Below are 23,048 nucleotides of genomic sequence, written 5' to 3'. Positions count from 1 at the left end.
GAATCCGGCCCGCGCTGTCGAGATCGACATCCATTGCATTGCCGAGAAAGATCCGCCGCCACCAATGTGCATCCATCCGCAGCGCGTCGATCTGCTGCTCGGCGAGCGCCGTCTCGCGCGCCGTATCGACGATGCCGCCGCGCGCGAGCCGGTCGAGCTGGCCGAGCGACACGTTCGACGTGACCGACTGCGACAGCAGCAGCCCTTCGCCCTTGCGGTCCTCGGTGATCAGCGCGATGCCGTGCTTCACCGCGTCGACGGGCGAGCCGATGCGCGCCGGCTTCAGCGGATCGCCGACCGCGATCATCCCGGCGTCCGGCGTGTCCGCGCCGTAGATCAGCCGCAGCAATTCGGTGCGCCCGGCACCGATCAGCCCCGAGATGCCGAAGATTTCGCCCGAGCGCACTTCGAGCGACACGTCCTGCACGGCCGTGCCGCGCGTCATGCCCGACACGACGAGGCGCGGCGCGCCGATGCGGCGCGCGCCGAGGTCGATGTGCTCGCCGAGCTCGCGCCCGACCATCAGCGTGACGAGCCCGTCGGACGTCGTCGCGGCCATGTCGCCGACGTGCACGAGCCGGCCGTCGCGCAGCACCGCGACACGCTCGGCGACCCGCGCGAGTTCCTCGAGCCGGTGCGAGATGTAGACGATCGCCACGCCGCGCGCCTTCAGCCGGTCGACCTGCTCGAACAGCAGTTCGACCTCGCGCGCGGTCAGCATCGCGGTCGGTTCGTCGAGGATCAGCACACGGCAGTCGCCGATCAGGTTGCGCGCGATCTCGACCATCTGCTGGTGGCCGATGCCGAGCGCACCGACCGGCGTATCGGGATCGACCGCGTCGAGCCCGACCTGCGCCATCGCGGCACGCGCATCGTCGCGCAGCCGCGCGCGATCGATGATGCCGAAGCGCCGCGGCAGACGGTTCAGGAACAGGTTCTCGGCGACCGTCAGCGTCGGCAGCAGGTTCAGCTCCTGCATCACCATGCGCACGCCGAGCGCCTCGGCCTGCGTGCGGCTCGCCGGCGCGTAGGCCTGGCCGCCGAGTTGCATCGTGCCGGTCGTCGGGTCGACGAGCCCGCCGATGATCTTCGACAGCGTGCTCTTGCCGGCGCCGTTCTCGCCCGTCAGCGCGAGCGCTTCACCCGGCACGAGCGTCAACGTGACGTCGGCGAGCACCGGTTCGGCGTAGGTCTTGCCCACACCGGAGACGGACAGCACGGGAACGGCTGAACGGGAGGGTTGGAAGGTCGGTTCCATCGCGATCCTGGTTGCGGCCGCGCGCACGCGGCGCGCGGGTGTGACGCTCACAAGTGCATGTGCATGCAGTGGCCGTGATCGCGCTCACTCCGTATAACGGCCGCCGGGCCCGCTTCTTGAGGCCGGCGGCCGCGACGGGGCGGCGTTACTTCGTCACGAGATCCACCGGCGTCTCGACCACGCCGGACATGTCGGCCTGCTTGCGATGCTCGGCGATCGCCTTGAGCGCCGTGTCGATGCCGAACACGGCCTGTTTCGCCGCGTACTGGTCGGCGGTCGCGAGCACGCGGCCGTCCTTCAGCATCGGTCTGATCGCGTTGATGTTGTCGTAGCCGACCACGAACACCTTGCCCTGCTTGCCCGCCGCGCGCACGGCCGACACGGCGCCGATCGCCATGTTGTCGTTGCCGCACAGCAACGCGCGCAGGTTCGGGTATTCGTTGAGCATCGCGGACGCGACCGCATTGCCCTTGTCGATCTCCCATTCGCCCGACTGCACCGACACGACCTTCATCCCGCCCGCCTTCATCGCGTCCTCGAAGCCGGCCGTGCGCTGCTGCGCGTTGGTCGTCGTCGACACGCCTTCGAGGATGCCGACCTGGTCGCCCGCCTTCAGCCGCTTCGCGAGGTAGTCGCCGATCTTGCGCGCGCCCTTGCGGTTGTCGGGGCCGACGAACGGCACGTTCAGGTTCTTCGACTTGAGCACGTCCGGGTCGAGCCGGTTGTCGATGTTCACGACGGTGATGCCCGCGTCGACCGCCTTCTTCACGACGGGCACGAGCGCCTTCGAATCGGCCGGCGCGAGCACGATCGCATCGACCTTCGACACGATCATCTGCTCGACGATGCGGATCTGGTTCGCGGTGTCGGTCTCGTCCTTGATGCCGTTCGTGATCAGGTCGAACTGGCCGGCGTTGTGCTTCTGGTATTCCTTCGCGCCGTTTTCCATCGTCAGGAAGAACTCGTTGGCGAGCGACTTCATCACGAGCGCGACCTTCGGCTTGGCCGCGGCCTGCGCATGGACGGCCGGTGCGGCAGCGACCGCGACGGCGGCAAGCGCGGCGGTCAGGAAGCGACGGCGAAAGAGGACATTCATACACATCTCCTGGCGACTGGCCCACGGGCCAGATTATTGTTTGACTGTTGTTTTAATGTGAGCAAACGTTTGCGCTACACTTCCCGGACATTGGCCATCGTTGCTGCTTGTCGGTACCACGGAATGGAAGCGAGGCAGACGGCCGACTGCCTGGCGCGTGCTGTCGTGACGCGCCACCGCCGGCGGGACGCCGGCGGAGTGGAAGCTATGCTGTACCGTTTCGGATCGACGCGCAACCCGTCTGATCAATATTTAAGGGTTTATTCGGAGCGCGCGGTTGCACGTGCCGATTGCGGCGCGTTACATGATCGAAGCGAGGCACGCGCATGCGCCGTCTTGTTTTTCTATTGGTCGGCGATCAGATGACGGCCGCCGCTCACGGCAACCCGGCTTGTGAGCGACAGCTTCGATCGAAGGACCGACGCGTCGGCACGCCCTGAAATGGCGGATGCAGCATCGGCGCCCGATGCAACGCGTCCGAAGGGCGCCTGCCGCGCCCCCGGAACATCGTCCCGCCGTCAGACCGCTTCGCGCAGCAGCCCGGCGATTTCCGCTTCGTTAAGATGCGGCGCGAACATCTCGATCAGCCGGTACGCATACGCGCGCAGGAATGCGCCCTTGCGCAACCCGACCCGCGTCGTGCTCGCCTCGAACAGGTGCTGCGTGTCGAGCGCGACGAGCCCGGTGTCGCGCTGCGGATCGAAGGCCATTGCCGCGACGACGCCGATCCCCATCCCGAGCTCGACGTAGGTCTTGATCACGTCCGCGTCGATTGCAGTCAGCACGACGTCGGGCACGGCGCCGGCCTGCGCGAATGCCTGGTCGATGTGCGAGCGGCCCGTGAAGTCCTGGTCATACGTGATGATCGGGTACTCGGCGATTTCGTCGAGCGTCAGGTTCTCGCGACCGACGAGCGGATGCCCCTTCGGCACGACGACCGTGTGGTGCCACGAATAGCACGGGAACGTGACGATGTCCGGATAGCGATCGAGCGCCTCGGTCGAGATGCCGAGATCGGCTTCGCCGTTCAGGATCATCTGCGCGATCTGCTGCGGGCTGCCCTGGCGCAGCGCGAGATGCACCTTCGGAAACACCTCGGTGAACTGGCGGATCACCTTCGGCAGCGCGTAGCGCGCTTGCGTGTGCGTCGTCGCGACGACGAGGTGGCCGCTGTCCTGGTCCGCGAACTGGCGCGCGACGCGGCGCAGGTTTTCCGCATCCAGCAGCATCCGCTCGATCAGCTGGTGCACGGCCTTGCCGGGCTCCGTGAGCCCCGTGAGCCGCTTGCCGCGCCGGATGAAGATATCGACGCCCAGTTCATCCTCGAGATCCTTGATCTGCTTCGACACGCCCGACTGCGACGTGTACAGCACGTTCGCGACTTCCGTCAGGTTCATGTTCTGGCGCACGGCCTCGCGCACGAAACGCAATTGCTGAAAATTCATGGGTATGCCTCTTAGGCTGTCGTTGTTTGAATGTCGATTCGGAGCGGTATCCGCCCTCTTCTCTTTACCGCGTCGGGGCGTCAGTGCGCGGGAAACACGCGGACCGCGCGCGGCACGGCCGTCGCGCCGTCGCCGACCTGCAGCGCGAGCGCACGCCACGCGTCGCGATCGAGTTCCGCTTCGAGTGCGCCGCCCGTGCGCGCCTCGAGTTCGACCCGCACCGAGCCGCCGAGCGGGATCACGCGGCGCACGTCGACCGCGATGCCGTCGCGATGGTCGTCGCCGGCCGGCCACAGCTGCAGGTCGTGCGGCCGCACGTATGCGTTCGCGGGACCCGCGAAATCGGCGTCGACCGCGATCGGCGCGGCCGCCCCCTCGGCCACGAAGCCGCGCCCGGCGACCGTGCCCGGCAACCGGTTCGCCGCACCGAGGAATTCGTAGACGAACGCGCTTTGCGGATGATCGTAGACGTCCTGCGGGCTGCCGACCTGCTCCACGTGACCGCGGTTCAGCACGACGATCCGGTCGGCCACTTCCAGCGCCTCCTCCTGGTCGTGCGTGACGAAGATCGTCGAGATGTGCAGGTCGTCGTGCAGGCGCCGCAGCCAGCCGCGCAGTTCCTTGCGCACCTTCGCGTCGAGCGCGCCGAACGGCTCGTCGAGCAGCAGCACCTTCGGCTCGACCGCGAGCGCGCGGGCCAGCGCGATCCGCTGACGCTGGCCGCCCGACAGCTCGGACGGGTAGCGCTGCGCAAGCCAGTCGAGCTGCACGAGCTTCAGCAGTTCGTGCACTTTCTCGCGGATCACGGCTTCCGACGGCCGCTCGCGGCGCGGCTTCACGCGCAGCCCGAACGCGACGTTCTCGAACACGGTCATGTGGCGGAACAGCGCGTAATGCTGGAACACGAAACCGACCTGGCGCTCGCGCGCGCCGACCGACGCGACGTCGAGCCCTTGCAGCACGACCTGGCCGGCGTCCGCGTGCTCGAGGCCCGCGATCACGCGCAGCAGCGTGGTCTTGCCGCAACCGGACGGCCCGAGCAGTGCGACGAGCTCGCCCGGCGGAAAGTCGAGCGACACGTTGTCGAGCGCGGTGAAATCGCCGAAGCGCTTCTGAAGGTGACGGACGGTGATACCCATTCTGGTTGCCTCTTTACGATTTCGACGAAATGGCGGCGGCGGGGCCGGCATGAGCGGGAACGTCATCGCGTGCGCCGGCCAGTTCGGCGGCGAGGTGACGCTCGGCGAGCAGCTTCAGCGCGAGCGTGACGAGCGCGAGCAGCGCCAGCACCGACGCCACCGCGAACGCCGCCGCGAAGTTGTATTCGTTGTACAGGATCTCGACGTGCAGCGGCATCGTGTCGGTCACGCCGCGGATGTGGCCGGACACGACCGACACCGCGCCGAACTCGCCCATCGCGCGCGCATTGCACAGGATCACGCCGTACAGCAGGCCCCACTTCACGTTCGGCAGCGTCACGCGCCGGAAGATCTGCCAGCCCGATGCGCCCAGCACGCGCGCGGCCTCCTCCTCGTCGGTGCCCTGCGCCTGCATCAGCGGGATCAGTTCACGCGCGACGAACGGGAACGTGACGAAGATCGTCGCGAGCACGATGCCCGGCACCGCGAAGATGATCTGCACGTCGTGGCCCTGCAGCCACGGCCCGAGCCAGCCCTGCGCACCGAACAGCAGCACGTAGACGAGGCCCGAGATCACCGGCGACACGGAGAACGGCAGGTCGATCAGCGTCGTCAGCAACGCCTTGCCGCGGAATTCGAACTTCGCGATCGCCCACGACGCGCACACGCCGAACACGAGGTTCAGCGGCACCGCGATCACGGCGACGGTCAGCGTCAGCTTGATCGCCGACCATGCGTCGGAATCCGCGAGCGATTCGAGATAGAAGCCGACGCCCTTGCGCAGCGCCTCGAAGAACACCGCGGCGAGCGGCACGACGAGGAAGAACGCGAGGAACGCCAGCGCGACGCCGATGAGCAGCCAGCGCACGGCGCGCGGCTCGCTGACGGGATCCGGTTGTTTCGCGGCGCGCACGCGCGCGGCGGACGGGTTGTTCAGCACGGCGGTGGACTCCTGGCTCATTGCTGGCCTCCGGCGGCAGTCGCGGCAACGGTGACGGTCGCGGGCGCGGGGCCGCTCGCGCCCTTGCTCGTGCGGCGCTGCAGATACCACTGCAGCGTGTTGATGAGCAGCAGCATCAGGAACGACACGACCAGCATCACGACCGCCAGCGCGGTCGCGCCCGCGTAGTCGTACTGCTCGAGCTTCGTGATGATCAGCAGCGACGTGATCTCGGATTTCATCGGCACGTTGCCGGCGATGAAGATCACCGACCCGTACTCGCCGAGCGCGCGCGCGAACGCCAGCGCGAAGCCGGTGAGCAGCGCGGGCAGCACGGCCGGCAGCACGACGCGGCGGAACGTCAGCCAGCGCGTTGCGCCGAGGCACGCGGCGGCCTCTTCCTGCTCGCGCTCGAAATCCTCGAGCACGGGCTGCACGGTGCGCACGACGAACGGCAGCCCGATGAAGGTCAGCGCCACCAGCACGCCGACCGGCGTGAACGCGATCTTGATGCCGAACGGCGCGAGATACTGGCCCACCCAGCCGTTGGTCGCGTAGACGGCGGCAAGCGAGATGCCGGCGACCGACGTCGGCAGCGCGAACGGCAGGTCGACGATCGCGTCGACGAGCCGCTTGAACGGGAACGTGTAGCGCACCAGCACCCACGCGACGAGAAAACCGAACACGGCATTGATCACCGCACCGCCGAGCGCGGAGGCAAACGTCAGCCGGTACGACGCGAGTACGCGCGGCGACGCGACGGCGGTGACGAACTGGTCCCACGACAGCGTCGCGGTCTTCAGGAACGTGGCGGCGAGCGGAATCAGCACCACGAGGCTCAAATAGGCCACCGTGATGCCGAGCGTCACGCCGAAACCGGGCAGCGCGCTCGGCTTGCGAAAGGTGTACGTCGTCATCGGATGCTCTTGCTGGGTCGTTGCTGCTCACGGGTCCGACGCAAACGCCGGCGCGGGGAGTCGCGCCGGCGGGCCGTCGGGGATGCGGCGCGCTGTCGTGGCGCGCCGCTGTCGTTGTGGTTTGCTGCCTGGTGTTACTGCGGCTTGTAGATCGAGTCGAACACGCCGCCGTCCGCGAAATGCGTCTTCTGCGCGTTCGTCCAGCCGCCGAACGTGTCGTCGACCGTGTACAGCTTCAGCTTCGGAAACTGCTTCGTCAGGTCCGCCGGCACGTTCTTCGAACGCGGACGGTAGTAGTTGCGCGCCGCGATTTCCTGGCCCTGCGGGCTGTACAGGAAATTCAGGTAGGCCTCGGCCAGCTTGCGCGTGCCCTTCTTGTCGACCACCTTGTCGACCACGGCAACGGGCGGCTCGGCCAGGATGCTCACCGACGGCACGACGATCTCGAACTTGTCGGTGCCGAATTCCTTGATCGACAGGAACGCCTCGTTCTCCCACGCGATCAGCACGTCGCCGATCCCGCGCTGCACGAAGCTCGTCGTCGCACCGCGCGCGCCCGAGTCGAGCACGCCCGCATTCTTGTAGAGCTTCGTCACGAATTCCTTCGCGCTCTGCTCGTTGCCGCCCGGCTTGTGGACCGCGTATGCCCATGCGGCCAGGTAGTTCCAGCGCGCCCCGCCCGACGTCTTCGGGTTCGGCGTGACGATCGAGATGCCCGGCTTGGTCAGGTCATCCCAGTCCTTGATCCCTTTCGGGTTGCCCTTGCGCACCAGGAACACGATCGTCGACGTGTACGGCGATGCGTTGTCGGGCAGGCGCTTCTGCCAGTCCTTGTTGACGAGCCCCTTGTTGGCGATCGCGTCGATGTCGTAGGCGAGCGCCAGCGTCACGACGTCGGCCTGCAGGCCGTCGAGCACCGAGCGCGCCTGCGCGCCCGAGCCGCCGTGCGACTGCTTGAAGTTGACCGTCTCGCCCGTCTGCGCCTTCCACGCCTTGCCGAACGCCTGGTTGAAGTCCTGGTACAACTCGCGCGTCGGGTCGTAGGACACGTTCAGGAACGTCGTATCGGCCTGGGCATGCGTCGCGACGCCCAGCGCCGCCGCCGCGCCCAGCGCGAGTGTTGCGATCAGGCGGCCCACTCCGCCCACCAGCCCCGTATTGCGCTTCGCCATCCTTGGTTCTCCAGTGTTGTCGGTATTGCGATGTCGGGCCAGTCTAGCGAACGGGTTACATGATTAAAAATAATCGTTCCTTATTTTTTAATACCCAAAAGTGCTAACGCAGACGGGATGGACGGTAGAGGCAGATGAACCGGCGTCCGGGCGTCACGAAATCACGTCGGAACCGGCGCGATCGCATCGAACTTCAAGTAACACTTGAAATTCGCGAAGTACTGTATAAAAATACAGCTCACTGTCTATCCATACAGTTCAGCCATGACCAAACTCACCGCCCGTCAGCAGCAAGTGTTCGACTTGATCCGCCGCGCGATCGAGCGCTCCGGTTTCCCGCCCACGCGCGCCGAGATCGCGGCAGAGCTGGGCTTCAGCTCGCCGAATGCGGCCGAGGAACACCTCCGTGCGCTGGCGCGCAAAGGGGTGATCGAGCTGGCCGCCGGCGCGTCGCGCGGCATCCGCCTGCTCGGCATCGACGACGCCCCCCATCAGTTCACGCTGCCGCATGCCGGCCTGATGCAACTGTCGCTGCCGCTCGTCGGCCGGGTGGCGGCCGGTAGCCCGATCCTCGCGCAGGAGCACATCTCGCAGCATTACGCGTGCGATCCCGCGCTGTTCACCAGCAAGCCCGACTACCTGCTGAAGGTGCGCGGCCTGTCGATGCGCGACGCCGGCATTCTCGACGGCGACCTCCTCGCCGTGCAGAAGCGCACGGAAGCGAAGGACGGCCAGATCATCGTCGCGCGGCTTGGCGACGACGTCACGGTCAAGCGCCTGATGCGCCGGCCAGGCGGCCTCGAGCTGATCGCGGAGAACCCGGATTACGAAAACATCTTCGTCAAGGCCGGCAGCGCGGAATTCGCGCTGGAAGGCATCGCCGTCGGGCTGATCCGCTCGGGCGAACTCTGACAATCGGTCTCGCTGAGGAGAACATCATGGAACGCCTTTCCCGTTTGCTGCCTTTCCGTCAATTCGGCCGCCTGCGTCACCTGCGCGGCCGCACGCCCTGCGCGCCGCTGTCCGCCGCGGCGCCCGTGGTGAGCCAAGAAGTCGCAGTTGAACGGCAGGCGTCGCTGCTGCCCTCAGCGCTTCCCGCCTTCGCACGGGTCTCGCTGAACGCCGGCCTGCACCACACGGAACCGGCGCGCCGTGCCCCCGTGCGCGTTTATCACGGCCGGTCGCGCCTGATCATGGTCGGGACGATCGATGCCGTGTGCCGGATGATCGATCGCTGCATCGACGAGGAACGATCGGCCACGCACGGCGGTCTCTGATTGCGGAACCTGTCCGCATCGGAGGCATCGTGACTGGATCTTCGGGCCGCGCGTGGCGGCTCAAGCCCCTGCTGATCGTCGTGCTGGCCGTCGCCGTTTTGGTGGCGATCGGCTATGCGTACGCATCGCCGTATGTCGCGCTCGGTCGCCTGAAATCGGCGATCGATGCGCGCGATGCGCAATCGGTCAGCGAATATGTCGATTTTCCGTCGCTGCGCATCAGCCTGAAGCAGCAGGTCACGGAAGAGTTGATGCACCGGATCGACGCGGTGAAGAAGGACAACCCGTTCGCGGTGATCGGCGCGCTGATCGGCTCTGCATTGATCGGCCCGCTCGTCGATGCGTATGCGACGCCGGAAGGCGTCGCGGCGCTGATGAGCGGCATTCCCCCGCGCGGCAATCCGGGCGAGCGGCCACCCGAATGGTCGGGCCCGCCGTCAGGCGGTGCGCCTGGCAGCGCATCGGCCGCACCGCCGGCCAATCCGGCGAGCACACCCGTACCGGGCAGCAATGCCTCCGCCTCGGTCGCGTCCACGCCGGCCCCCGCATCCGCGCCAGCCGGCCCGGGCGACACGCGCCATCCGCAGCAAACGAGCGCCGGCTACCGGAATATCGATGAATTTGTCGTGACCTACCAGCGCAGTGCCGACGGCACGCGCTATGCGGCGATCTTCCACCGCTTTGGCCTGTTTTCGTGGAAGCTGTCCGCGATCGACCTGCACGCGTGAGCGGTCGCGATCGGGATCGATGCCGCTGCGGCGGCAATGGCGAGCGACCGGCGCGGATCGCAGGACAACCCGGCCGGTCACACGATCACAGTGTCACTTGCCGCTCGCGGTGGCCGCTTCGCGTTCGCGCGCGATCTCGGCCTTTTGCTCTTCAGCCGACGAACACGCGACCAGAATGCTGCAGTTCACGCGATCGAGCAGTTGCGTATTGCCCGACCCCATCCACCATCTCGACAATCCGCTGCGGCACCGATGGCCGACAACGACGAGGTCGGCCTTCAACTCGGTCGCGAGATTCGCGATTTCGTCGATCGGATAACCGAACGCAAAATGGCCTTCCGCCTGGACGCCGCGCTCGCGCAGCCAGTTCACGCCTTCCTGCAGGATCTCGCGCGCGGTTTCCTCGAAGCGGCCGCAGGCGACGTCGGTCAGCAGCCCCGCGCTTTGCGCGATGCTCGAGCGCATGTCGACGACCGACAGCAAATGCGTTTCCGCCTTCAGGTCCAGCGCGAGATTCGCACCGCACCGCAAGGCCTTGCGTCCTTCGAGCGTGCCGTCGTAGCACAGCAGAATCTTGTTGTAGCTAGCCATGAGACCTCCCTATCGCGACAACGTGCCCTATGCACTCATCATGGTGCGCCGCAATTCCGGACGCAAGGGATGGAAAACGCTGATTCGCCACGCGGGGCGCGTCGGCGATGATGCGGTGCACGATCCGTGCGCGCATGCACCGTCGCGCGCGTGTGCGCCCTGATGAGACGCAGCCGATGCACTAGAATGGCCCGTCCGTGTCCTCGACGTGCGTTCGCCCCGGTCATGCCCATGTGACACGCATTCGCCCGATCCGTTCGCCGAGCGGCATGCCCATCCGGCCGGCCGCGAAACGCGTCCGCGCCTGCCTACAACGACAACCTGCCCATGTCCGTTGCACCGATCGATTTCCGGAACGTCGAAAAGCGCTATGGCGACAAGCTCGTCGTCAACGGCCTGTCCTTCCACGTGCAGGCCGGCGAATGCTACGGCCTGCTCGGGCCGAACGGCGCCGGCAAGACCACGACGCTGAAAATGCTGCTCGGCCTCGTGTATCCCAACGCCGGCACCATTTCACTGTGCGGCGAACCGGTTCCGTCGCGCGCGCGGCATGCGCGCCAGCGCGTCGGCGTCGTCCCGCAGTTCGACAACCTCGACCCCGACTTCACGGTCCGCGAAAACCTGCTCGTGTTCAGCCGCTATTTCGGGATGTCGGCGCAGGCTTCACGCGCGCTGGTGCAGCCGCTGCTGGAATTCGCGAAGCTGGAGAACAAGGCCGATGCGAAGGTCGGCGAGCTGTCGGGCGGGATGAAGCGCCGCCTGACGCTTGCGCGCGCGCTCGTCAACGATCCGGACGTGCTGGTGCTCGACGAGCCGACGACGGGGCTCGATCCACAGGCGCGGCACCTGATGTGGGAGCGCTTGCGTTCGCTGCTCGCGCGCGGCAAGACGATCCTGATCACCACGCATTTCATGGAGGAAGCCGAGCGCCTGTGCGACCGGCTGTGCGTGATCGAGGAAGGCCGCAAGATCGCCGAAGGCGCGCCGCACGCGCTGATCGAATCGGAGATCGGCTGCGACGTGATCGAGATCTACGGGCCGGACCCGGTCGCGCTGCGCGACGAGCTGACGCCGTTCGCGAAACGCACCGAGATCAGCGGCGAGACGCTGTTCTGCTACGTGAGCGATCCCGAGCCGCTCAGCGCCCGGCTCAAGGGTCGCACGGGATTGCGCTATCTGCATCGTCCGGCCAATCTGGAAGACGTGTTCCTGCGGCTCACGGGCCGCGAAATGCAGGACTGATCGATCATGGACGCACGCAACTATTCCGCCGCCGCGCCGTCCGCACCGCCACGCGAATCACGCTTCGCAGTCGCGCTGCCCGCGAATGCCACCAACTGGATCGCCGTGTGGCGGCGCAACTACCTCGTGTGGCGCAAGCTCGCGCTCGCGTCGCTGTTCGGCAATCTCGCCGATCCGATGATCTACCTGTTCGGGCTGGGATTCGGGCTCGGCCTGATGCTCGGCCACGTCGACGGCGTGTCGTATATCGCGTTCCTCGCGGCCGGCACGGTCGGTTCGAGCGTGATGATGTCCGCGAGCTTCGAGTCGATGTATTCGGGCTTCTCGCGGATGCACGTGCAGCGCACCTGGGAAGCGATCATGCACACGCCGCTCGCGCTGGGCGACATCGTGCTCGGGGAGATCGTCTGGGCGGCGAGCAAGGCGCTGTTGTCGGGCGTCGCGATCATGCTCGTCGCGGGCCTGCTCGGCTATGCGCGCTTTCCGTCGATGCTCGCGGCGCTACCCGTGATCGTGCTCGCCGGCCTCGCGTTCGCGAGCACCGCGATGATCGTCACCGCGCTCGCGCCGTCCTACGACTTCTTCATGTTCTATCAGACGCTCGTGCTGACGCCGATGCTGCTGCTGTCGGGCGTGTTCTTCCCGATCACGCAGTTGCCGCCGATCGCGCAGCATGCCGCGCACGTGCTGCCGCTCGCCAACGCGGTCGAACTGATCCGGCCCGCGATGCTCGGCCGGCCGGCGACGGACGCCGGCCTGCATCTCGCGGTGCTCGCCGGTTATGCGGTCGGCGGATTCATCGTCTCCGCGTGGCTGTTCCGGCGGCGCATGATGCGCTGACGGCCGACGCGCACGGCGCGCCGGCTCGCTGCGACGAAGCGGCGGCGGCGTTACTCGTCGTCGTCGCTCCACGGAATCTCGACGTCGGTCAGGAATGCGACGGTCGCCAGCGGGCCGCCTTCGTGGCGGCCGAGCTTGCCGTCCGCGCGATGCCATTCGACGCGGAACTGCGTACCCGGATCGTCGGCAACCAGATAGACCGCGCGCAATTCTTCGGCGTCGGCTTCGTCGACCGGACCGTCGAACGACACCAGCATCTTCTGCGGCCACAGGCCGTTCACCGGATCGTAGATGCGGTCGCCCTGCGGAATCTCGATGCTGGCCTCGACGCCGATCGTGGCGGAGGCTTCGATGATCATCGTGCCGAGCGCGTTCAGCACGGCAGTGGCCCGCGCGGAATTGGCCTGGCGGATCGCGAGATCGCCACGCGTCAGCGCCTTTTCGAGTCGAGGATGAATCTTCGGTTGGGTCATGCGTTTTCCTGTTTGCTTCTTGTAAAGGGCACCGCGCGCGTGAGGCGGCGGCGCCGGATGAATACGACGGTCATGCGACGGGACCGGTCGGCGCACGCCGCGGCGGCCATCGCGCAGGGTCCGGTCGCAGGCAGCCGGGCATGTCGTGCCCCGCGCCTCGATCGGCCACGCGAGCCGGACTTGTCCGGCCGTCGCGCCCGCTCGCCGTCCCGTCCGCGAGTCCGTCAGAACCCGAATGCGATCGCGAGCAGCCCGCTCACGATCCCGAACACGACGACGAGGCCCGTGACGATCGCCAGCATGTAAGGCTTGAACGACCGCGCGAGCATCGCGAGCGACGGCACGCTGATCGGCGGCAGCGTCATCAGCAGCGCGGCGGCCGGGCCGACGCCCATGCCGAGCGACAGCATCGCCTGGATGATCGGCACTTCACCGGCCGTCGGGATCACGAACAACGTCCCCGCGACCGCGAACGCGATGATCCAGCCGAGATGGTTGCCGATGTCCGGGCCGATATGCGGGAACAGCCACGCGCGCGCCGCGCCGAGCAGCAGCACGAGCACGATGTATTCGGGCACGAGCCGCACGGCCATGCGTGCGAGCAGCTTCATCCAGCGGACGAACGGATTGCCGGCGGCAGCCTGTTCGGCCACCAGCGCGGCGAGTTGCGCGTCGTCGATACTGCGGTCCTCCGGACGCGCGATGCGGTTCAGCAGATAGCCGATCCCGAACACCATCGCGATGCCGAGCACGAGCCGCAACGCGCTCCAGTGCCAGCCGAGCACGAAGCCCATGAACACCAGCGCGGCCGGATTCAGCACCGTGTTGCCAAGCCAGAACGCGACCGCGCCGCCCGGCGACGCGTGCCGCGCACGCAGGCCCGCGACGACCGGCGCCGCGCAGCACGTGCACATCATGCCCGGCAGCGACAGCAGGCCGCCCGCGGCGACACTGCCGAAGCCCGTGCGGCCGAGCACGCGCGCGACCCAGTGCGCGGGCAGCAGCGCCTGGACGGCCGAGCCGAGCAGCAGGCCAAGCACCATGGCCTGCCAGATCGCCTTGCCATACGCCCATGCGTAGTCGAGCGCCGCCTTCAGCGACGGCTCGGGCGCGCTCGCCGACGTGCCCATCAGGATCGACTGGCCGATCGAATGATGCTCGGCGGCGACGAACGCCTTGTTGTAGTACGGGAACCATTTCACGTAGAACAGTCCCGCGACCGCGATCAGCAGGAAGGTCAGGCAGCCGAGCGCCGGACTGGGTTGGGTGCGTGTGGTCGTCATCGTGCGGTGGTCGTAGGGTTGTGGTCGGTGGCCGCTCGCGCCGCCCCGCCGGCGGCGGGCGAGGCCGGCAGCCCGGCCTGCGCGAGCGCGTCGAGCAGCGCGCGCGCCTGCTCGCGCCCGTCGGCCGCATTCGGCTGGAAAGTAAACGCCAGTGCGCGGTTCGGCTTGTTGTACGTGGCGCGGTAGGTGCGCGCATAGGCGGGATCGTAATGCTTGTCGATCAGTTCGGTGAACAGCTCGGCCCGCGCGTCGGCATCGATCAGCGCATGCCAGTGCGCCACCTCGTCACGGCTGTGCAGGCCGATCAGCCGCTTGAGCTGCGCCTTGAACGCGGCCGGCTCGTCGAACAGGTGGGCATAGTCGTCAAGGAGAAACGCGATGCGTTCGTCGTGCGCCGCCTCGACCTGCACCCACGGCCCGGCGTGAAACGCGTCGATCAACGCGATCGGCAGGTGCACGAGCCCGATCCTGCGGCTTTCCGATTCGACGAACACCGGCCATTCGGGGTCGAAACGCCCGAGTGTCTCGACGAGCCCCGAATCGAAGCCCTTCTGCGACGGCTGCGGCTTGCCCGGCAGCGCGCCGAGCAGCGAGCCGCGATGGCGCGCGAGCGCTTCGAGATCGAGCGTCTGCGCCCCTTCGTCGCGCAGCGCGTTCAGCAGCCGCGTCTTGCCGCAGCCGGTATGACCGACGAGCGCGATGTAGCGAAACCGCGTCGGCAGCGTGTCGAGCGTCGCGCACACCGAGTGGCGGTACGCCTTGTAGCCGCCGTCGAGCTGGCGCGCCTGCCAGCCGATCAGGTTGAACCAGGTCGTCATCGAACCCGAGCGCTTGCCGCCGCGCCAGCAGTAGATCAGCGGCCGCCAGTTGCGCGGACGGTCTGCAAACGTGGTGTCGAGATGGCGCGCGATGTTGCGTGCGACCATCGCCGCGCCGACGCGCGTCGCTTCATACGGCGACACCTGACGGTACATCGTGCCGACGATCACGCGCTCCTCGTTGCTGAGCACGGGCGCGTTCAGCGCGCCGGGGATGTGATCCTCGGCGAACTCGAGCGGCGTGCGCACGTCGATGATCTCGTCGAACTCGCCGGCGCGATCGAGGGTGACAATCAGGTTCTTCAATTTGGCGTCGAACAGGGGCGATGCGGCTCGGCGAGCCGCACGGGCACGGAAGGCGGATTCGCGATTATCTCACGCCCGGGCGTCCCGGGCCGCGCGCGGCAACCGGCGGCGGCGACGCGGCGCTCATCACGTCGATCAGATGGTCGCGAAACGCGCGCACCGACGCGGGCAGATCGCGCCCCGCCATGGTCTGCACCTGGATGCTGCGCTCGCGCAGCTGGGGGTTCGTGACGGGCACGACGACGAAGCCGTCCGCGTCGAAGCGGTCCCGTACCGACAGCAGCCCGGTGAACATGACCGCACCGGTACGCTGCGCGTAGCGGTACATCACCGCGGTGTTGTTGCTGGTCAGTTCCGGCTCGAGCATGAGCCCGTCGAGCACGCACGCGATGTCGATCAGCTGTCGCACCGTCGTGCCGGCCTCGGGCAGCACATGCGGGTGCCGGGCGACATCGGCGAGCGACACCGAATCGCGCGCCGCGAGCGGATGGTCGCGCCGCACGAGCGCGAAGACCGGCGCACGCTCCGTGTGTTCGACGCGTACGCCCTGCTCCGGCGCCAGGCTGAACGTCAGCCCGATGTCGGCATCGCCGTCGCGCACGCGCCGCGTCGCCTCCGCCGGCGACACGACCCACACCGAGAAATCGACGCCCGGGTGGCGCGCCTTGAAGCCCGCGAGCGCACCCGGCAGGAAATCGATCGCGAACCCTTCCGAGCAGGCGACCTTCAGCAGGCTGCCGTGCAGCGCCTCCAGCCCGCCGATTTCCTTCATCACGTGCTCGGCCTCCAGCAGGCTGCGCTGCGCGAAGCCCAGCAACCGTTCGCCGGCCTCCGACAGCGCCATCCCGCGCGGCCGGCGCTCGAACAGCGGCGCGCCGAGTTCGCTCTCGAGCTTCGCGATCTGCCGGCTGATCGCCGAGACGGCCACGTGCAGCCGCGCCGATGCGTCGCTGATCGAGCCGGTGCGCGCGACTTCGACGAAATACCGCAGCGCAAGACCATGCAGGAAAGCCGCCATCGTTCTGTCCCCGGGCCCGTCGCCCAGGCCGCTCCGCTTTGCCTTTTCGGCAAAGAAATGTTCGAAATTCGATCATTGTGACAAAAAAAACCGCTTCCTAGAATCGATCGCACTCCCGGTCGTGCGCGCCGCGCCCGCCGGAAAACCGATACAGGAGACCGTCTTGAGCCGTACCGCCGCCATCCAGCACGCGCTGAACCAGTTCGAATCGGGCGCGTTCTTCACGACCCTGAGCCGCCGCGTCGGCCTGCGCACCGAAAGCCAGGACAGCGGCTCGGGCGCCGCGCTGCGCGCCTACCTGACCGACGAGATCGCACCGGAGGCCGCGCGCCTCGGCTTCACGCCGCGGATCGTCGAGAATCCGGCCGACGGCGGCGGCCCGTTCCTGCTGGCCTCGCGCCACGAGGACGACGCACTGCCGACCGTGCTGATCTACGGCCACGGCGACGTCGTGCGCGGCTACGACGCGCAATGGCGCGCGCCGCTGTCGCCGTGGACGCTGACCGTCGACGGCGATCGCTGGTACGGCCGCGGTAGTGCCGACAACAAGGGGCAGCACACGATCAACCTGGCCGCGCTGGCGAGCGTGCTCGCCGCGCGCGGCGGCCGGCTCGGCTTCAACGCGAAACTGCTGATCGAGATGGGCGAGGAAACGGGGTCGCCGGGCCTCGACGCACTGTGCCGCCAGGAGCGCGACACGCTCGCGGCCGACGTGCTGATCGCGTCCGACGGGCCGCGCGTCACCGCCGAACGCCCCACCGTGTTCCTCGGCTCGCGCGGCTCCGTCAACTTCAAGCTCAGCCTGCGCGCCCGCGACGGCGGCCATCACTCGGGCAACTGGGGCGGCCTGCTGCGCAACCCGGCGACCGTGCTCGCGAATGCGCTCGCAAGCCTCGTCGACGCGCGCGGCGCGATCCGCGTCGCGGGGCTGCGCCCGCCGCCGATCCCGGCCGCCGTGCGCGCCGCGCTCGCCGACCTGTCCGCCGGTGGCGGCCCCGGCGACCCAGCGCTCGACGCCGACTGGGGTGAGCCGGGCCTCTCTGCCGCCGAGCGCGTGTTCGGCTGGAATACGTTCGAGATCCTCGCGTTCAAGGCCGGTAATCCCGACCATCCGGTCAATGCTATTCCACCCGTCGCGTATGCCCATTGCCAGCTGCGTTTCGTGGTCGGCACCGACTGGGAGGCGCTGCATGCGCACCTGCGCGCGCATCTGGATGCGCACGGCTTCGCCGACATCGAGATCGACGTCGAACGCGGCGCACCGGCGACGCGTCTGCCGCCGGACGATCCGTGGGTCCGCTGGGCCGTCGCGTCGCTCGCGCGCACGACCGGCAAGAAGCCCGCGATCCTGCCGAACCTCGGCGGCACGCTGCCGAACGAAGTGTTCGCCGACACGCTCGGGCTGCCGACCCTGTGGGTGCCGCACTCGTATCCGGCGTGCTCGCAGCACGCGCCCGACGAGCACCTGCTCGCGAGCGTCGTGCGGGAAGGACTGCAGATGATGGCCGGCCTCTTCTGGGATCTCGGCGACGCCGCGCCGCCCGTTCGCCGCGCGGCACCCGCCGCGGCCGGCGCCGCCCTGTAACGCGCTTCGCCCCCTTTCTCGGGACTGCTCACACGATGAATACGAACACCCTGACCTCGCAGGACGCCGCGCGCCCCAGCACCGCGAAGATCCGCCGCATCATCTTCGCCGCGTCGATCGGCAACGCGCTCGAATGGTTCGACCTGATCGTCTACGGCTTTTTCGCGGTGACGATCGCCAAGCTGTTCTTCCCCGCGACGAGCGAGGCGACCTCGCTGCTGCTCACGCTCGGCACGTTCGGGCTGTCCTACCTGATCCGGCCGATCGGCGGCTTCGTGCTCGGCGCCTACGCGGACCGCGCGGGCCGCAAGGCGTCGCTGCTGCTGTCGATCGCGATGATGATGGCCGGCACGCTGCTGATCGCGCTGATGCCGACCTATGCGTCGATCGGCATCCTCGCGCCGCTCGGGATCATGCTGTCGCGGCTGATGCAGGGTTTTTCCGCCGGCGGCGAATTCGCGAGCTCGACCGCGTTCCTCGTCGAACACGCGCCGCAGCGGCGCGGCTTCATGTCGAGCTGGCAGTTCGCGAGCCAGGGTCTCGCGACGCTGCTCGCATCGGGCTTCGGTGCACTGCTGACGTCGACGCTGAGCACCGCGCAACTCGAAAGCTGGGGCTGGCGCGTGCCGTTCCTGTTCGGCCTCGCGATCGGCCCGGTCGGGCTCTACATCCGCCGCTACGTCGACGAAGGCATCGAGTTCAAGACGCAGGCGCGCTCGGAAGCGCCCGTGCGCGAACTGTTCGCGGACCAGAAGATGCGCGTGCTGCTGTCGATCGGCGTGCTCGTGATCTCGACCGCGATCAACTACATGGTGCTGTACATGCCGACGTACGCGATCAAGCAGCTCGGGCTGCCGGCATCGACGGGCTTCGCGGCGACGCTCGCGACCGGTTTCGTGCTGACGCTCGTCACGCCGCTCGTCGGCCACCTGTCCGATCGCACCGGACGGATCCGCGTGATGGCGGCAGCCGCCGTGCTGATGCTCGTCACCGTCTGGCCGACGTTCGCGTGGCTCACGCATCACGCGTCGTTCGCGACGATGCTCGCCGCGCTGATCTGGATCGGCCTGCTGAAGGCGACGTACTGCGGCGCGCTGCCGGCGCTGATGGCCGAGCTGTTTCCGTCGCAGACCCGTGCGACCGGTCTCGCCGTCAGCTACAACACGGGCGTCACGCTGTTCGGCGGCTTCGCGCCGTTCGTGATCACGTGGCTGATCAGCGCGACCGGCAACCGGCTGTCGCCGGCGCTGTACCTGATCGGTTGCGCCGTGTTGAGTCTCATCGCACTGCTGGTCGCGCGCACGCGGCTCGGGATGCGCTGACCGCGCTCGCGAACAAAACGACGGCGCGGCATCCGTGCCGCGCGCCATTTACCGTGACGTTTACGGCGCCGGATTCGGCTGCAGCTCGTGCAGCGCGTCGATCTCGGCGAGGATCTCGTCGGACAGCTTCACGCCGATGCTGCCGATGTTCTCCTTCAGTTGCGCGAGCGATGTCGCCCCGACCAGGTTGCTGCGCACGAACGGCCGGCTGTTGACGAACGCGAGCGCGAGCTGCGCGGGCGACAGCCCGTGGCGCTGCGCAAGCGCGACGTAGCGTGACGTCGCTTCGACCGCCTGCGGCTTGCTGTAACGCTGGAAGCGCTCGAACAGCGTGATGCGCGCGCCGGCCGGACGCGCGCCGTTCTCGTACTTGCCGGACAGCCAGCCGAACGCGAGCGGCGAATACGCGAGCAGGCCAATGCCGTCGCGATGCGTGAATTCGGACAGGCCGTTCTCGAACGTGCGGTTCAGCAGGCTGTACGGATTCTGGATGCTCGCGATGCGCGGCAGCCCGAGCTTCTCGGCCGCGCGCAGGAACTGCGCGACGCCCCACGGCGTTTCGTTCGACACGCCGATCGCGCGGATCTTGCCGGCCTTCACGAATTCCGCGAGCACGCCGAGCGTTTCCTCGATCGGCACCGTATACGCGTCGTCGACCCACGGATACGCGGGGCGGCCGAACGTCGTCGTGCTGCGATCGGGCCAATGCAGCTGGTACAGGTCGACATAATCGGTCTGCAGGCGCTTGAGGCTGCCGTCGAGCGCCTCGGTCAGGTTCTTGCGGTCGAACTGGTTGCCTTCGCCGCGAATATGGCGCGGATTGTGCGGCTGCCGCGCCGGGCCCGCGATCTTCGTCGCGAGCACGATCCGGTCGCGCTGCGCACGATGCTGCGCGAGCCAGGTGCCGATGTACTGCTCGGTGCGGCCCTGGGTATCGGGCTTCGGGGGAACCGGATACATTTCCGCGGCATCGATCAGCGTGACGCCCTGCCCGAGCGCGTAATCGATCTGCTCGTGCGCGTCGCGCTCCGAATTCTGCTCGCCCCACGTCATCGTGCCGAGACCGATCAGGCTGACCTCGATGCCCGAATCGCCGAGTGTGCGGTATTCCATGCTGTTCCTGTCGCGTCAGTGGAAAGCAGAAACGCTATCACACTGAAGCGAATGCTTCAGATGGCCGATGCGTTCACTTACAGGCGGCCTTCGATGTGCGTTCAGCCCTCGCCGATACGGATACGGCCGCCTTCGCGCGCGTCGTCCGGTGGATGGCGCCGGACGGCCGCGCCGGGCGTAACGACGCCACGCCTCCCGTTACTGCGGCCGCTGAATGAAGCAGGTCGCCGATGCATGCGCGACGATCTTGTCGTCCGGCGTTTTCAGCGTGCCTTCGGCGACGCCCAGCGAACGCGACAGGTGAATCACGCGCCCTTCGGCGATCAGGTCGACGTCGCGCGGCACGGGACGCAGCATCTTCACGTGCAGGTCGACCGTGCCGTAGCCGACGCCCGCGTCGAGCATCGAATGCACCGCGCAGCCCGTGACCGAGTCGAGCACCGTCGCGGCGAATCCGCCGTGCACGCCGCCGAGCGGATTCAGGTGCCGGCCGTCCGCCCGCGCGGAAAACTTCACGTAACCGAGCTCGACGCCCAGCGGCCGCATCGGCATCGTCTCCGAGATCGACGCGAGCGGCACGTCGCCCGCCGCCGCCGCGCGCAGCAGTTCGAGACCGGACAGGGAAAGCGGATTCATCGGGTTGTCTCCTGATTGAACGCGCGTCGCCGCGCGAGTAAGTTCCAAATTGGAACTGATTATTGACAAGCGCGCCAGGCTTGTCAATGCAGCCGGCGCCCGGTGCAACCGAAGCTCAGTTCTATAATCGAACCCGCTCCTTCGCTGAACTGCCGCACGAGACTCGATCATGAAATGGGATGACATCGGTACGCTGAACTGCTCGGTCGCGCGCACGCTTGCCGTGCTCGGCGATCGCTGGACCATGCTGATCCTGCGCAACGCCTTTCTCGGCTGCCGCCGCTTCGATGCATTCCAGATGCAACTGGGCCTCACGCGTCACGTACTGGCCGAGCGGCTCGCGCGCCTCGTCGACGAAGGCGTACTGGTCAAGCGCGCGTATCAGGAACGCCCGCCGCGCTTCGAATACCGGTTGACCGAAAAAGGCCTCGACCTGTACCCGGCCCTGCTCGCGCTGATGACCTGGGGCGATCGCTGGAAGGACGACGGCCAGGGGCCGCCGGTGCAGTTGCGCCATCGCACCTGTGGCCAGCTGATGCATGCGGTCGCGGTGTGCTCGGCGTGCGGTGAGCCGCTCGACCCGCGCCACGTGCAGCCGGAACCCGGGCCCGGCTGGGTCGCGCACGAGGTGGCCGGAACGCACGATGCCTGACGCGTCGCGCTGAGCGCCGGTCGTACGAACATGGGTACGCCCATGACAGCGCGGCGCGGCCATCATGCGTGCGCGTGTTGCATGCGTCTTCGCTCGACGCGCATCGTTCGTGTTGCCGCGCCCTGTCTGCCGTTCCCGTCTCGTCGATCGCACGCCGCATTGCCCCTGCGCCCGCACGTGCGTGCCGTTCGTCACGCAGGGACCGTGCCGTCTGCGCACATGCGCGCACCGCATCGACTTCCGTCACCCGGCACGACTGCCGAGCCGATGCAGGCGCCGCGCGGCATGATGAACATCACCACGTCGGGCGCTGCAAATAGCCATCCAGCTGTCGTCCATTCGCATCCGGGCGTGACCGCGCCGCCGTGTCTGCGTTACACTCACGGCCCGCTGTCTCAAAAAAGATTCGCTGTCCAAGATGTTGTCGCGCAAACGCCTCGCCGCCGCCTGCCTCGCTGCTTCCCTCATCGCCACACCCTTCGCCGCCTTCGGCAAGACGCACAATGAATCGCTGCTGCAGCAGGCGTTCGACTTCATCGCGCAACTGCTGCCGACCCCGACCCATGAAGCGCCCGCCACGCAATCCGTCGAATCGGCGTTCTCGCCCGATGGCGGTGCGGAGGCACTCGTGCTGAAGGCAATCGGTGCCGCGCGCACCTCGATTCGCGTGGCCGCCTACTCGTTCACGTCGCCGCCCGTCACGCGCGCGCTGCTCGCCGCGAAGCGACGCGGCGTGAATGTCGCGGTCGTCGTGGACGACAAGGGCAATCGCGCGAAGAGCAGCAAGCAGGCGCTGAACCTGCTCGTCAACGCGGGCATTCCGACGCGCACGATCGACGCCTATGCGATCCACCACGACAAGTACCTCGTGATCGATGCCGAACATGTCGAGACGGGCTCGTTCAACTACAGCGCTTCGGCAGCCAGCCGCAATTCCGAAAACGTCGTCGTGGTCTGGAACAATCCGCAACTCGCGTCGCGCTACCTCGCGCATTGGCAAAGCCGCTTCGACCAGGGCACGCCGTACCGCTCGTCGTACTGACGCTTCGCCGCACGCGATCGCGGGCGCCGTTCGCGTGTGGCGCGGCCGACGCGCGCCGTCGTCGCACATCCGCGCCGTGATGTCGTCAATGATCGGCGCACATTGCATGGCGATCAACCTGGCCGAATGGCCTGCACACCGTGCATGACGGCGCC

At 67.7% G+C, this 23,048-nt stretch carries 24 protein-coding genes; 10 read left to right on the top strand and 14 right to left on the bottom strand.

Going from position 1 to position 23,048, the window contains the following annotated elements; translation table 11 throughout:
- The 7 genes from DID99_RS31090 to DID99_RS31060 all read right to left on the bottom strand — a co-directional run.
- A partial coding sequence (locus DID99_RS31090; protein ID WP_260444738.1) for a sugar ABC transporter ATP-binding protein occupies positions 1-1,258 on the bottom strand: 1,258 nt, incomplete at its 3' end.
- Between the two features lie 145 nt (positions 1,259-1,403).
- Positions 1,404-2,354, bottom strand: coding sequence for a sugar ABC transporter substrate-binding protein (locus DID99_RS31085; RefSeq protein ID WP_044843604.1), 951 nt, complete (start codon positions 2,352-2,354; stop codon positions 1,404-1,406).
- Positions 2,355-2,872: 518 nt separating this feature from the next.
- Complete coding sequence (locus tag DID99_RS31080) at positions 2,873-3,799, bottom strand: CysB family HTH-type transcriptional regulator (RefSeq protein WP_044843605.1); 927 nt, start codon at positions 3,797-3,799, stop codon at positions 2,873-2,875.
- A gap of 80 nt (positions 3,800-3,879) precedes the next feature.
- Entirely contained in the window at positions 3,880-4,938 is a 1,059-nt protein-coding gene (locus DID99_RS31075) for a sulfate/molybdate ABC transporter ATP-binding protein (protein ID WP_044843606.1), read from the bottom strand.
- 13 nt (positions 4,939-4,951) lie between these two features.
- Positions 4,952-5,899 carry a sulfate ABC transporter permease subunit CysW gene (gene cysW / locus DID99_RS31070; RefSeq protein ID WP_124668230.1) on the bottom strand — a complete coding sequence of 316 codons (948 nt, stop codon included), beginning with the start codon at positions 5,897-5,899 and terminating at the stop codon, positions 4,952-4,954.
- Complete coding sequence (cysT, locus tag DID99_RS31065) at positions 5,896-6,795, bottom strand: sulfate ABC transporter permease subunit CysT (protein WP_044843608.1); 900 nt, start codon at positions 6,793-6,795, stop codon at positions 5,896-5,898. The genes cysW and cysT overlap by 4 nt, the downstream gene beginning before the upstream one ends.
- Positions 6,796-6,929: 134 nt before the next feature.
- Entirely contained in the window at positions 6,930-7,967 is a 1,038-nt protein-coding gene (locus DID99_RS31060; RefSeq protein ID WP_124485540.1) for a sulfate ABC transporter substrate-binding protein, read from the bottom strand.
- A gap of 264 nt (positions 7,968-8,231) precedes the next feature.
- Between DID99_RS31060 and lexA the strand changes: the two genes are divergently transcribed.
- From lexA to DID99_RS31040, 3 genes are read left to right on the top strand one after another with little or no spacing between them, the layout of a single operon-like run.
- Complete coding sequence (gene lexA / locus DID99_RS31050; RefSeq protein WP_006754655.1) at positions 8,232-8,879, top strand: transcriptional repressor LexA; 648 nt, start codon at positions 8,232-8,234, stop codon at positions 8,877-8,879.
- Positions 8,880-8,905: 26 nt separating this feature from the next.
- Entirely contained in the window at positions 8,906-9,244 is a 339-nt protein-coding gene (locus DID99_RS31045; protein ID WP_124570453.1) for a hypothetical protein, read from the top strand.
- A 29-nt stretch (positions 9,245-9,273) separates the two neighbouring features.
- Positions 9,274-9,972: a DUF2939 domain-containing protein gene (locus DID99_RS31040; protein WP_124668229.1), complete on the top strand. Its 699-nt coding sequence runs from the start codon at positions 9,274-9,276 to the stop codon at positions 9,970-9,972.
- A 93-nt stretch (positions 9,973-10,065) separates the two neighbouring features.
- On the opposite strand, the gene DID99_RS31035 is transcribed toward DID99_RS31040, so the two are convergent.
- A complete protein-coding gene (locus DID99_RS31035; RefSeq protein WP_044843612.1) occupies positions 10,066-10,563 on the bottom strand; it encodes a universal stress protein in 498 nt (165 codons plus the stop codon).
- On the opposite strand from DID99_RS31035, the gene DID99_RS37450 reads away from it, so the two are divergent.
- The 3 genes from DID99_RS37450 (at position 10,562) to DID99_RS31025 (ending at position 12,645) form a co-directional block, all read left to right on the top strand.
- On the top strand, positions 10,562-10,726 hold the full coding sequence (locus tag DID99_RS37450; RefSeq protein WP_185500322.1) for a hypothetical protein: 165 nt from the start codon (positions 10,562-10,564) through the stop codon (positions 10,724-10,726). The two genes, DID99_RS31035 and DID99_RS37450, sit on opposite strands and share 2 nt — an antisense overlap.
- Positions 10,727-10,890: 164 nt before the next feature.
- The gene (nodI, locus tag DID99_RS31030; protein WP_124485542.1) at positions 10,891-11,805 is read left to right on the top strand and encodes a nodulation factor ABC transporter ATP-binding protein NodI; all 915 of its coding nucleotides are present in this window, start codon (positions 10,891-10,893) and stop codon (positions 11,803-11,805) included.
- Between the two features lie 6 nt (positions 11,806-11,811).
- The gene (locus DID99_RS31025; protein WP_044843614.1) at positions 11,812-12,645 is read left to right on the top strand and encodes an ABC transporter permease; all 834 of its coding nucleotides are present in this window, start codon (positions 11,812-11,814) and stop codon (positions 12,643-12,645) included.
- A 50-nt stretch (positions 12,646-12,695) separates the two neighbouring features.
- Here DID99_RS31025 and DID99_RS31020 read toward each other — a convergent pair whose 3' ends face one another.
- The 4 genes from DID99_RS31020 to DID99_RS31005 all read right to left on the bottom strand — a co-directional run bounded on the left by DID99_RS31020 (position 12,696) and on the right by DID99_RS31005 (position 16,543).
- Entirely contained in the window at positions 12,696-13,118 is a 423-nt protein-coding gene (locus DID99_RS31020) for a hypothetical protein (protein ID WP_044843615.1), read from the bottom strand.
- Between the two features lie 224 nt (positions 13,119-13,342).
- Positions 13,343-14,401 carry a permease gene (locus DID99_RS31015; protein ID WP_124668228.1) on the bottom strand — a complete coding sequence of 353 codons (1,059 nt, stop codon included), beginning with the start codon at positions 14,399-14,401 and terminating at the stop codon, positions 13,343-13,345.
- Complete coding sequence (gene mnmH / locus DID99_RS31010; RefSeq protein ID WP_124668227.1) at positions 14,398-15,525, bottom strand: tRNA 2-selenouridine(34) synthase MnmH; 1,128 nt, start codon at positions 15,523-15,525, stop codon at positions 14,398-14,400. The genes DID99_RS31015 and mnmH overlap by 4 nt, the downstream gene beginning before the upstream one ends.
- 64 nt (positions 15,526-15,589) lie before the next feature.
- Positions 15,590-16,543 carry a LysR family transcriptional regulator gene (locus DID99_RS31005; RefSeq protein ID WP_124485544.1) on the bottom strand — a complete coding sequence of 318 codons (954 nt, stop codon included), beginning with the start codon at positions 16,541-16,543 and terminating at the stop codon, positions 15,590-15,592.
- 163 nt (positions 16,544-16,706) lie between these two features.
- Between DID99_RS31005 and DID99_RS31000 the strand changes: the two genes are divergently transcribed.
- Positions 16,707-18,128 (top strand): M20 family metallopeptidase, encoded by a 1,422-nt coding sequence (locus DID99_RS31000; protein ID WP_124668226.1) that lies wholly within the window; start codon positions 16,707-16,709, stop codon positions 18,126-18,128.
- A 35-nt stretch (positions 18,129-18,163) separates the two neighbouring features.
- Entirely contained in the window at positions 18,164-19,450 is a 1,287-nt protein-coding gene (locus tag DID99_RS30995) for an MFS transporter (protein ID WP_124668225.1), read from the top strand.
- 60 nt (positions 19,451-19,510) lie between these two features.
- Here the strand turns inward: DID99_RS30995 and DID99_RS30990 are convergent, their stop codons facing one another.
- Both DID99_RS30990 and DID99_RS30985 read right to left on the bottom strand, forming a co-directional pair.
- A complete protein-coding gene (locus DID99_RS30990) occupies positions 19,511-20,563 on the bottom strand; it encodes an NADP(H)-dependent aldo-keto reductase (protein WP_044845042.1) in 1,053 nt (350 codons plus the stop codon).
- A 198-nt stretch (positions 20,564-20,761) separates the two neighbouring features.
- A complete protein-coding gene (locus tag DID99_RS30985; RefSeq protein ID WP_124485548.1) occupies positions 20,762-21,199 on the bottom strand; it encodes a PaaI family thioesterase in 438 nt (145 codons plus the stop codon).
- Positions 21,200-21,368: 169 nt separating this feature from the next.
- On the opposite strand from DID99_RS30985, the gene DID99_RS30980 reads away from it, so the two are divergent.
- Both DID99_RS30980 and DID99_RS30975 read left to right on the top strand, forming a co-directional pair.
- Positions 21,369-21,851, top strand: a complete 483-nt coding sequence (locus tag DID99_RS30980) for a helix-turn-helix domain-containing protein (RefSeq protein ID WP_124668224.1) — start codon at positions 21,369-21,371, stop codon at positions 21,849-21,851.
- 418 nt (positions 21,852-22,269) lie between these two features.
- Positions 22,270-22,893 carry a phospholipase D family protein gene (locus tag DID99_RS30975; RefSeq protein WP_124570448.1) on the top strand — a complete coding sequence of 208 codons (624 nt, stop codon included), beginning with the start codon at positions 22,270-22,272 and terminating at the stop codon, positions 22,891-22,893.
- Positions 22,894-23,048 lie beyond the last annotated feature (155 nt).

The organism is Burkholderia sp. Bp8986 (genome assembly GCF_003854225.1).
Taxonomy (GTDB): domain Bacteria; phylum Pseudomonadota; class Gammaproteobacteria; order Burkholderiales; family Burkholderiaceae; genus Burkholderia.
The sequence above is the reverse complement of the archived record's forward strand: the minus strand, read 5'-3'. Positions and strand labels throughout refer to the sequence as shown.